The sequence below is a fragment of the Chitinophaga sp. genome (genome assembly GCF_035538455.1).
Taxonomy (GTDB): Bacteria; Bacteroidota; Bacteroidia; order Chitinophagales; family Chitinophagaceae; genus Chitinophaga.
This window is the reverse complement of record NZ_DATLKJ010000238.1, coordinates 1-11,157: the sequence shown is the minus strand read 5'-3', so window position 1 is coordinate 11,157 and position 11,157 is coordinate 1. Positions and strand designations below refer to the sequence as shown.

Below are 11,157 nucleotides of genomic sequence, written 5' to 3'. Positions count from 1 at the left end.
CCATAAGCTTTTACTGAGTAAGAAAGCCATTTACGCATTAAATGAAAGAAGTAAAGAAGCCGTGCAGGGAGGCGTCAGTACAATGGAATTGTGTACGGGCCCCGGGACAAGAATTATCACGAAATGTGTAGAATGCCCTGTATCCTGGATGGCTATCTGTACAATGCCATTAGGGCAAGTGTGCCCGGTTTGACGCTAAAAATAATGACAGGCAGACTGAAGGAAATGAAGAGCAAAGCTCCCGGTGAAATATATTTCATCAGGAGCTTTTATGTATTGCAATGTGAGTTCTTTTAGCTCAGCATTTGTTTTAAACCGATTTTATTTTATTGTCTGTGCAGGCGCTATGATGAAGCGTTTTCAATAGGCCCTGCTATCATACTGCACTTGTGCGTGAAACCGCTTGTATTATTTTTTTGCTGGCATTAAAATAAATGCATAATTTAAATTAACATAAAACCGGATGCCACTTAAACAATATTGAATAACCTGTAAATACTCTGACCACGTAGTATTCAAAACATAAAGTAATAAATACGCCTATTGTAAACCTGTAATATAGAATCCATGCAATGGGGAAGGCCAACTCCTGAAATGCCTTCGTACTGTAATTTTTTATTTCCAAAAAACAACGATTATGAAAAGCAATGAAATGAACAAGCTGAAGAAGCTGACAAGAGCAGAATTATCCCAGATCAAAGGTGGTAAGAATTCATCTCCAGGTGGTGAATGCTCTTTACACAGATGTAAAGATGGCTGTGACAATTTTGGCGGACCAAGCCATGACTGCGTATGCCATAACAACACAGGATGGTGTGGACCTTATGTAAGGTAATTTTTTCAGCGCGGGTTGCCTGTTTTACGAAACAGGGCCCGCGCTGTTTACATCAGCCAAAAAGAACAATTACGTAGCATTAGCAGAGATAACATTGTTGCCTGGGTGAAGGGCTTGTTGGACGGCAGTCCGTGATCATCAAAGTTCCTCCCGGACAAATCGTGCCGGTAGCACCTCCCCGCAGTTTTTCCTGTGCGGAAGGAGTTAAATCAAGAATGTTAGTTTTTTTGAGCACTAGTTTCTGGTGCAGATTAACAACTTTCTTTTTCATAAATGGTGGTTTTAGAATAACTGATCTGAGCTGATCTAACAAGGCTATGCCTGGGTTGGCGATTTTCCTTTCTACGATTCAGAGACGGGTCAGAATATATTGCAACATACACCACCCCACACCGGGCTTGTTGCAACGCAGTAACTCAAACAAGTTTGGTCAAAGCCGACAGTATCTCCTCCTGCGCCTTTCAGCTGGACTTTTTCCTGCGTAGTCAATTCCGACACAACGTGCTTTTGCAAAGATAATTTTTTGTCTAAATGAATGGTTTTCTTTTTCATATTGGTGGATTTAGGGTAAGATGGAATATGTTTATCTGTCTGAAGTTAGCTGTATTCCAGGGAACATCCACCCCTTAAAAACAGGGGTTTTAAACCACGGGGTTTCCGGGGTTTAAAAGTGCAATAAGATCACAGTAAGATGGAAGAAATAATAGAGCGCTCACTGATCACTAAAACGGCCTGTGCGGGTTGTGTGCATATGCCGCTTTCCAGTAGTCCGTTGTCTCTGTCTTTCGGCGCAACTGGTATGCTGATGCTTAAATAGTAAGCATGCCGCCCTTTATCGAAAAAGATGCTGTCTACTTTCCCATCCAGCCTGAATTTCCTTTTATCGTTGATCCTGGTGAATGTGACGTTCACCGGCATATCCGTTCTGGCGCTGTAGGCGATGTTCTCAGGTATGGCAATCCTGCTGTACAAATGCTGTTGAGCAGGTTGGGAGGTGTTGCATTCCAGGTCAATTTTTGAAGTATAGGTGACAGGTATCCTTATGAAGCAGCAGAGTGAAATCACTGCTGTCAGCACAGCCAGGAATATCAGCGCGCCCCATTTAGATAACAGGTTATAAGTAGACGAAACCATGAACTCGTCTGAGTCTTCAGCTCTTAATTCATATTTCACTTCATTGCTGACCATATGATTTGTTTGTTAATTACATACCTAGTTCCAGCTGGTTTTTTACGAGGTCGTAGTAGAATGCCTGTTTTTTGATCAGTTCTATATGTGTGCCGGTCTCTACAATCTCACCGTTGTTCATCACGATAATCTGATCTGCATTCTTTACGGTGCTTAACCTATGGGCTACTACTACTACGGTTTTCCCTTTATAGAACGCGTTGAGGTTCTCTATGATGGTGCGTTCGTTTTTTGCATCCAGGGCACTGGTTGCTTCGTCGAAAAACAGGTAATCGGGATTTTTATAGACCGCTCTGGCGATCAGCAGCCGTTGTTTCTGGCCGGCGCTGAGCCCGTATCCATTCATGCCCAGCTTGGTTGTGTACCGGAGTGGCTGGCTGTTGATGAAATCTTTGATGTTGGCAATTTCAACCGCCCTGTTTATCAAGGTCCGGTTTATAGGGCTGCCGTCTGTTACGATGTTCCTGGCAATTGTATCCCCAAATATATATCCATCCTGCATGACGGCGCCGCATTTGCTTCTCCACAGGCGGTCACTGATATTTGATAAGTATTCATCTCCCACTTTTATTTCCCCTTGCACAGGCGTATAGAACTTCAGTAATAGCTTCAGCAGGGTGGTCTTTCCGCAGCCGCTGGGCCCAACAATAGCAGTTACCTTGTTACGGGGAATCGTGAGGTTAAGCGATTTGAGTACATACGAAGACTTCGGACTGCTGTATTGAAAATACAGGTTGTTGATGTGTATGTCACCTGATTCCAGGCTTGCTTCGCTGCCTTGTTCTTCAGCTTCTTCCTGTTCTTCTGCCTGGATATTCAGAATATCGCTTCTTCTTTCGAAGCTGATCCTGGCATCCTGGAAAAGCTTAAAGAAATCCGTCAGCTGTTGCAGCGGATTGTTGATTTGTCCTACTACGTAGAGAACGCTCAGCATGGCGCCAACTGTCAGCTTATCGGCCATTACAAGATTGGCGGCGATATAAATGATCAGTATGTTTTTGAACTGATTGATGAAATCGAAACCTGTTTTCTGCCACTGTTCAATGGTCAGGTACTCTACGTTAATTTTATATTTCTTGATCTGGTTGCGTTCCCAACGCCATCTGCGGATAGTTTCACTGTTATTCAGCTTGATCTCTTTGATACCGCCGATTATCTCCAGCAGGTTATCCTGGCTGACTTTAAGCGCCTGGAATTTCTTGTAGTTGATACGTCTTCTTTTGTGCTGGAACAGTATGATCCAGCCTACGGACAGGAGACTTAATAACAGGTAGGTACAGAATATGGTGGTATTATAGACGAAGAGCACCACACTGAACATAATGATGTTGAAGATGGAGAAGATTGTATTGATGGAGGTATTGGTCAGGAATGTTTCTATTTTATCATGGTCCTGTATCCGCTGGTTAATATCGCCTGTTGACCTGATCTCGAAGAAACTTACCGGCAGCCGCATTAACCGGTTCAGGTAATCTGATACCAGCCTGATGCTGATCCGGTTGCTGATATGCAGGTAAAGCACGTTCCTGGTAATATCAATGATGGTACTTCCCAGGAATATGGACAATTGTGCAAGCAGCAGCATGATCAGGATATTCCTGTTCTTCATGTAAACGCCGATGTCCAGCAGGTACTGATTCAGAAAAGGGAATATCAGCGCGAAGACACTGGCCAGCAGCATTCCCAGGAATAGAGAAAAGAACTGTTTTCTGTAGGGCTTCAGAAAGGGATAGAATGCTGAGTAGATGTTGTTTCGCTGCGCATCTTTGTCTTTGCCGTTATTGCCGTCATAGAAATTATCTGTTGGGTAGAGTACCAGCAGTACGCCTTTATCATCCGCATCACTGATCCAGTTTTTTCTGAATGTTGTTTCATCGATGTTGTTAATGCCCAGGCTGTTGGCAGGATCTGCTATTTTGAACTTTATTTCTTTTTTGAACAGGCCCTGTACGGTACGGTCATAAAGCACTACAAAATGTTCCTGGTTCCAGTGCAGAATAGAGGGCAGCGGAACATCTTTTAACAGTTTTTCGTAGTCAGTTTTCAGCATCAGGGTATGGAACCCTATTTTTTCAGCGCCTTCAGCTATCCCCAGTAAGCTAACGCCTCCTGCATTGATATAACAATATTCCCGCAGTTCGTTTAGCGTATAGTTCTTGCCATAGAATGTGCTGACCATTTTTAAACATGCCGGTCCGCAATCATTGGCGTCATGCTGAGGAAAATAAGGAAGGCCGTTTCGCATGATCAATACTATTTGGTTTTTTCAATCAGTTGTATCATTTCGTGCAGTACCAGTTCCAGGGGGATGTCTTCCATTTTTCCGGTGGGAGAGATGATCTCTTTTCCTTCTGTAAAACGGAATCCCCATTCCCGGTAATTGGTAGGACCAAAAAGACCGATGGAGGGGACTTTATACATATCGGCCAGGTGGAGGAACATGGAGTCTATGCCTATGAAGTAATCAATAGCGCTCACGAATCCCGTCATTACCTGGATGGAGAGCGGATCTTCAAAGTACAGCACGCGCCCGCCGTCGTATATATTCTCCATATCAATGGAGGTGGATCTGCTTAATATAAGTATGCCCAGGTTGGAGTACCTGCTTTGCAGTTCGTTGATGAGTAGTTCAAACTTTCCTGCCTGCCACATTTTATAGGGTTTGGTTTCATCGTGGAGGCCCAGCAGAATGAAATCTTCAGGGAAATAGTTCCGGATGCCCCGGGTGAATTCTTCAATATTCTTCCTGACTTTTGGAGGATAGGCATATTGGTCTATAGCTTCCTGCTGATTAATATGGCAGGCTATCCTGAACACATTATCAAACGAATTGATTCTGTAGTCAGGAGAAATGTGTTCTGCATAGAAATCAAAGTATCCGATTGAATTGATTCCGACTGATTTTATCAGGGTGATGAATTCGTTCAGGTTGTCGGCTACATGCCACGGGTTGATATCGATGAAGAAATCAGTTCCGTTTAAAACACTTTTGAAATCCGGGATGTCAAAATGGTACATGGCCCTGTTTTGGTCATCATATCTTATGTCAGAGTTGATGGTGCGTATTTCCTTCAAGCCTTCTTCCTCAAACAGTGGTTTGAGGAATGAATTGGTAATAACGGCGAGATTCCCGTTAAAGGTTTTGTTTAACGACCGGATGGTTGGCAGAGATATAAATGCGTCACCGATAGCATTTACAAAAAAGAGGCTGGGGGACTTAATATCCTGTATTTTCATATATAGGCGTATTTAATGAAACATAGCCCCTTACCGTATAGTGAATATCAAGGGTTGTGCAATCTTCCGTATTCCCGTCATGGATGATATTCTCCGTAGGAGCTATATAGGCTTCAAAAGGATCTACTTTTATCCTGACTACAGGGTAGTCAGGAAACAATTTGAAGAAGTTGATGGTAAGCAGGTCCTGTCCAAGACTATCAGGATTGACCGAATAACGCTGACGCGTCAGCTCATATATTTTATTCATGGTGAGATTCACAAACAGGAAATACCTGGGTGATTTTCCGAAGTTGATGCATATCCTGTTGGGCGCTTCGTCCAGGTTCACGATGTTCATAGCTTCCCATGAATCCATATGTAAGCCAAGGTATTTGCCGGTTTTAAAGTTTATTGTCAGTGTCCTTCTTTGCGGGCTGTCATTAAATACCCAGCCGATAGGATGCCATTTTTCCTTTGAGAAAAGATAGCTGTTTATCACTTCCTTGAGATGATTGGAGAAACCCAGATATTCAGCAGGCTGTTCTTTGCGGAGCCGGACGAGTTCCTTTTCATTAAGCAGTTGTTGTATGTTGAGCGTGGTAGCTTTCTCAATCAGTGTATCAGGCATTCTGACAATGCCTACATTTTGATTGTAGGCCGGTTCTTCATGATGAGTCAGCAACAAATTCAGTTCTTCTGGCTCCGGCTGCCTCCAGGGTGTCCGGGGCCAGAAAGAGTTCTGTTCATAAGGAACGCCGTTTATGACCTGGTCATCGGCTGGCTCCACGCCGTTGCTCAGCCATATTCTTCCGGCGGTGGAGATATTTTTACCACAATGGATTTTTACATTTTCCTGTAACATGATCCTGCTTTTTTCGGGTTATCTGAATGATTCCAGTTCCTCTTCGTACTCCAGTATCTCATGTTCCTCCGCAAGATTGAGTGCTATCATTTCTCTTGCTTCTTCATAGCTCATTGGCTCCAGCTCATTGGCCAGCGGGCTACCGGCAGCCTTTAGCTCTGTGATAACGGCATCTCTGACGTGCGTAATGATCTTCAGCAAATCCGGGCAGTAAACAGAAGGGTTGTTAAATCCATTTTTCTTGCCATATCTGGTGGGCAGATAGTTAGCGCCGCATATTTCCCTGGCCGGGCAGGCTATACACTGCCGGGCTAGTTTTTGTTTGCTGGAGTTATGAAGCCTTATTAGTTTCTGGTCTTCTGCCTCCAGCAGCGTATGCGACTTTATATTCATTTTAGACCTTGTAAAGCCATCTCCGCAAACACGGAGATCATCCACCGCTTCAATATCTCCGTTGGATTCTATCATAACGAGTTCGGTAGGCTGCGTACCTGCGAGGTCATATCCTACCTCATTGCCAAGAATGATTTGCAGCAAATAATTCAAATATCTTACTCTGGGTTTGGGGTTGGGATCATGAAACCATTTGTCAAATAGTTTGATATACCAATCGCCATAAGGGGTATTATTCCAATCGAATTCATCTTCGGTATGATGCAGGTCCTGCGGCAGGTTGTAAAAGTTAGCATCCGGAAAGAGAAAGTCGACAGTAGAGGCGCCGATCCGTTTGAAATGCTCGTAGGTAGCAATAGGATCGTAGTTAATATTCAGAAAAGACAGAAATCCAACAGGTTGTTTGTGTTCCTTCAATAGCGTTACATTACTCAGTACCTTATCGTAGGTGCCTTTGTTGTTGAAGTCTACCCGGTTGGCATCATTCACCTCTTTATCTCCATCCAGGCTGATACCATAACCTACCTTCAGTTGGCGGAGCAGGGTTATCCATTCTTCATCCAGCAACGTTCCGTTGGTCTGCATTGCAAACGACAGTTTAATATCGGGCTCAAGTGCTTCCCTGAAGGCAGTTACAAATTCAGTGATATATTTTTTGCCGGCAATTAAGGGTTCTCCACCAAAGAGGAAGACCCTGAAATGGGTGATCTCTTTTTCAAAACAATAGCGTTGAACTTTGTTGATCAGCTCTTCGTAAACCTCTTTCGACATAAACTTAGGTTGATCTTTGTAACTATGATCTCCCCTGTTGTATATATAGCAGTATGAACAGTTGATGTTGCATCTGCTGGCAATTTTGACCGCAATATTCTTTATTGAGAAACCAGTTTCCATATAATATATTTATTTATACATGTAATGGTTGTCATTTGGCGGGCAATAGCAAGAAGCATCGTGCTTCTTGCTATTGTAATTTTTACAGGAAACTTACTGCTGCACCGGATCAGTTGTAGGAGTTCCTTTTACCCAGTCTGTGGTTTTTATCCAATCAGGGTTTACGTTTAAACCACCGCTGATGAGTTCAGCAGACATTGCGGACAGGGTATCATTTTTTAAAGTTTCGAGGGCTTTTGAAACTTCTGCGCGTTGTACAGCGTCAAACTTGAATTTTTTTCCCATTTGATTAAAATTTAGATGGTGATAAAATGACTTCCAAGCTTGTTAACCGCGGGAAGTATTCAGCGGTTTCATAGTACTATAAAGAGGTGATTATATTCGTTGTTGTTCGGCTTCGTTACTTTTCTTTCTCACGGCATTTTTTACGTTGGCGCCCTTACGTCCGAATTTGTAGGAAAGGCTGAGACGGACTTGCCTGCTGTCACCCCATTCGATGGATCTGAGATGTTGCCCCTGGTAGTTAACCTCATACCAGGCAGACTGGGACAGGAACAGGTCTGTTACACCGAGACTGGCATTCCACCTGGGAGGGAATTGCTTGCGCAGAAAGATGTCGGTTCCGAATGAACTTCCGGCTACAAAGATGCCTTGTACACTTCCGGATACGTACCAGGTGCTCAGTTGTACATCAATATTCTTTTTCTTCGAGATTTTGAATGTATTGTCGGCGCTGAATGTCGATCTCCAGTTGCGGTTGTCCAGTACTTTATCCAGGTACATCGTTTGATGAATCTGGCGGGTTAGCTGGAAATATAGATTGACTTCCCACGCAGCAATAGATTTGCTGTATCCGGCGTATATCCCGAACTCCTTCTTCTGACCAAAGTTGACATGCGTATATGTTAACGTTGAAGTGACATTGTCCTGGTAGGTGAGTTGCTGAAATGAATTGTTGATAAGGGTATAGTATAGTGTGACATAAAGGTTGTCGTCATAGGTATATCCTAAGGCCCATCTGTCGGTAAGGCTGGGTTTCAGGAATGGATTACCTACAAAGATCTGATACGGAGTACCATAGTATCTGAATGGATTCAGCCTGAAATATTCGGGCCTGGAAATACGCCTGTTGTAAGAAAAATCAACATAGTGTTTGGCGCCGATTTTTGTTCCCAGTGAAACGGACGGAAATATCTTCAGATACTGCGTTTTGTTTGTTTCCCGGTTAGTAACGGATTCTCCTTTGGTATTGGTATTTTCAACCCGTATCCCAGCTTTGAAGTCAGTAGTTTTCCAGGTCCCGGAAATACTTGTATACGCGGCGGCATTGTGCTCGGTATAAATGAACTGGTTGCTTTTCGTAGTATCGGTTGTTGGACTATTGGCTGTATATGTATAATAGTTCAGATTATTGTTGATCTGTGAGAAAGCATACTTTACGCCTGTTTCGAGTTTATACTTACCAAAGACGGGCGTGGTATAGTCTATTGCAATACTAAACAGGTTGATATTCTGTGTGGTATTGATGTCGAAATTATTGTCGGGGGATCGTTTGTTATATGCTTTGTCAAACGTCTGCCCGATAACAGTTTGACCGGAGTTTTTATAGTAGTTGGTATAGTCGCTGTATATAAGCAGCTGTTTGCCTGTACTGTCTATTTTCAGGTTATAGGTGATATTGCCGGAATAGTTATTAGCGGGTATCCGGGAATGTGCAGTTGAACTAACAATTGAGTCCAGTATGTCGCCATGGCTGATCAGGTTATTACTGACATTGTTACCTGTAGTCCGGTTATTGGAGCCATTGAATTCAGCGCTCAGGGTACTTTTTTTATCCAGGTAGTAATCGAATATGACCTGGTAAAAGTGCCTCGAATTATTCCTGGGTTGATCGTAATTTCCTTTCCATGCAGAGATAACATTACCCGGCTTCTGGTAATACGTTTCATCATTACCGTAACTAAGGTAAGTACCGTTTGATAAACTGTATCTCATGTTTATTCCGAATTTCGATTCCTGTATATTGAGGTCTGCACTGTTCCTGAACCGGGACATTGTTCCTTGTTCATATACACTTTGTATGGAACCGTAGATTCCTTTGTCTTTCTTCTGTGTGACGATATTTATAATGACACCGCCCTGCGCATCATACCTGGAAGGCGGATTGGTGATCAGTTCAATTTTGCTGACATTATTTGCGGGGATACTTTTCAGGTATTCAGCCAGATCTTCTCCTGATAAGGTTTGCGGCTTATCATTGATTAACACCCTGATAGATTGATTCTGGTAATTAAGGCCATTGCCGGCATTACTGCTGACACCTGGTAATTTCAGTATTTGCCCCCAGAGATTATCTGTCTGTGCAGATATGCTGTTCTGAACATTATAAATTAACCGGTCTGGCTTCTTCTCGAAAAGTTTTTTCCTGTTTAGTATTTCTACTGTCTTTAGATTTTTGACAGTGGTAGTATCCTTTTTAGATTGCGCAACACCAGGTATGTAGGTAAGCAGACAGAGTAAAATCCATAGTAAATGCTTTAAGATCGTGTAATGTTGATGTACGGGATAGGGCATATCCTTAGCTTTTGGGCTGTTTTAGTATTTTATTTCATGACGCTATCACCGGCTTAATAAAGCCGTATTTAGAATAAATGATAGGTACAACGAATAGCGTAAGGTTAAAGTCCCTGGTTAATGCTCACGATATTAGTGTAGTAGGTTCTTAATTGAATCTCGCTCCAAATTACTTGGAAGATTGAATAGACTGTGATTGGCTGGTAGGTTCTTATTAATAACTATTGGGTGACTATTCTTCTGTTGGTACTGATTGGGCTATTCTGACGTTCTGATCTTGGTTAAGTACTTAATGACTTCGTTCTGTAAAGGGATGCTGTGTGGTAATCTTTTCCTAAAATAGATATTTAATTTGTATGTACAAAAAAAAATATTGAAAGCAGGAGTTGTAACGGCGGTGTGTTCTGCTTTGGAGGTGGGTAGGGAAGGGTGTAATGTGTTGATTGTGTTGTGGGAGGAGAGGGGAGTTGGAGAAATATATTTATACAATAACAGTCAATACTTGCAGGATATACTCTTGCGGAATTTATTTATCTAGTATTAAGTTGCCTCAAAAGACTATTAACGACCTGCTTATACGGGTATGTATTGATGCCTGGTTGCTTTGTAAAGAGCATATACTTGCATAAATCACATTATATGGAATAATAGCTAATTGCATAATTGTTCTCTTTGTTTTGGGCCCAGGGTTCCCATGTACATTGGTATGGATCATAGCCGCATTTTAGAGGCTTGCTATATGTATTGCCAGGATCTTGCAAGTAGGCCCTGCAATCTGTGCAAACAGATCTGAATTCACAATCTTTGCAAACTGAAATCATATCTTTAGTAATTTGCCATAAATCTCTGAAAGTTGGATTGTTTAGTACATCTTTAAGTAATGTGGTTCTGATATTACCGAATTTTTTTGTCATACTGGGGCAATTTTTAATGTCGCCATTCGTATCAATACTGAGCTTTCTGTTCAGGCACGAATTATATTGGAGGCTTTCCATGTACATGTTCATATTACATGAAAAGCTCTTGGATGAAACTACACCACAGTCACTTGGTCCATGTATTTGGCCTAAAATTCGGGACACTCAATTAAGCTACATTTTTTAAAGATACGTTTTGATTGTTAAATTCAAATTCTGCTGGTGACACATAACCCAGAGATGAGTGTCGTCGAACCTTATTGTACCACGTTTCT

Annotated in this window: 12 protein-coding genes; 2 read left to right on the top strand and 10 right to left on the bottom strand. The window is 42.3% G+C overall.

Annotated features, from left to right (window positions below):
* Both VM802_RS27905 and VM802_RS27900 read left to right on the top strand, forming a co-directional pair.
* Window positions 1-193 (top strand): hypothetical protein (locus VM802_RS27905; protein ID WP_325536965.1); only part of this gene is annotated, 193 nt, incomplete at its 5' end.
* A gap of 444 nt (window positions 194-637) precedes the next feature.
* A complete protein-coding gene (locus tag VM802_RS27900; RefSeq protein WP_325536963.1) occupies window positions 638-835 on the top strand; it encodes a bacteriocin-like protein in 198 nt (65 codons plus the stop codon).
* A 79-nt stretch (window positions 836-914) separates the two neighbouring features.
* Here the strand turns inward: VM802_RS27900 and VM802_RS27895 are convergent, their stop codons facing one another.
* From VM802_RS27895 to gwsS, 10 genes are all read right to left on the bottom strand, one after another.
* A complete protein-coding gene (locus VM802_RS27895) occupies window positions 915-1,106 on the bottom strand; it encodes a class I lanthipeptide (protein ID WP_325536961.1) in 192 nt (63 codons plus the stop codon).
* A gap of 89 nt (window positions 1,107-1,195) precedes the next feature.
* On the bottom strand, window positions 1,196-1,387 hold the full coding sequence (locus VM802_RS27890; RefSeq protein WP_325536959.1) for a class I lanthipeptide: 192 nt from the start codon (window positions 1,385-1,387) through the stop codon (window positions 1,196-1,198).
* Window positions 1,388-1,516: 129 nt separating this feature from the next.
* Window positions 1,517-2,023 (bottom strand): hypothetical protein, encoded by a 507-nt coding sequence (locus tag VM802_RS27885; protein ID WP_325536957.1) that lies wholly within the window; start codon window positions 2,021-2,023, stop codon window positions 1,517-1,519.
* A gap of 16 nt (window positions 2,024-2,039) precedes the next feature.
* Window positions 2,040-4,268, bottom strand: coding sequence for a peptidase domain-containing ABC transporter (locus VM802_RS27880; RefSeq protein WP_325536955.1), 2,229 nt, complete (start codon window positions 4,266-4,268; stop codon window positions 2,040-2,042).
* 8 nt (window positions 4,269-4,276) lie between these two features.
* Entirely contained in the window at window positions 4,277-5,260 is a 984-nt protein-coding gene (locus tag VM802_RS27875) for a glycosyltransferase family 9 protein (RefSeq protein WP_325536953.1), read from the bottom strand.
* Window positions 5,241-6,104: a hypothetical protein gene (locus tag VM802_RS27870; protein ID WP_325536951.1), complete on the bottom strand. Its 864-nt coding sequence runs from the start codon at window positions 6,102-6,104 to the stop codon at window positions 5,241-5,243. Before VM802_RS27870 ends, VM802_RS27875 begins: the two co-directional genes overlap by 20 nt.
* Window positions 6,105-6,122: 18 nt before the next feature.
* Window positions 6,123-7,391, bottom strand: coding sequence for a radical SAM protein (locus VM802_RS27865; RefSeq protein ID WP_325536949.1), 1,269 nt, complete (start codon window positions 7,389-7,391; stop codon window positions 6,123-6,125).
* A 93-nt stretch (window positions 7,392-7,484) separates the two neighbouring features.
* Entirely contained in the window at window positions 7,485-7,676 is a 192-nt protein-coding gene (locus tag VM802_RS27860) for a hypothetical protein (RefSeq protein ID WP_325536947.1), read from the bottom strand.
* Window positions 7,677-7,766: 90 nt separating this feature from the next.
* On the bottom strand, window positions 7,767-9,965 hold the full coding sequence (locus tag VM802_RS27855) for an outer membrane beta-barrel protein (RefSeq protein ID WP_325536945.1): 2,199 nt from the start codon (window positions 9,963-9,965) through the stop codon (window positions 7,767-7,769).
* 635 nt (window positions 9,966-10,600) lie between these two features.
* Window positions 10,601-11,047, bottom strand: coding sequence for a grasp-with-spasm system SPASM domain peptide maturase (gene gwsS / locus VM802_RS32450; protein WP_414647134.1), 447 nt, complete (start codon window positions 11,045-11,047; stop codon window positions 10,601-10,603).
* Window positions 11,048-11,157 lie beyond the last annotated feature (110 nt).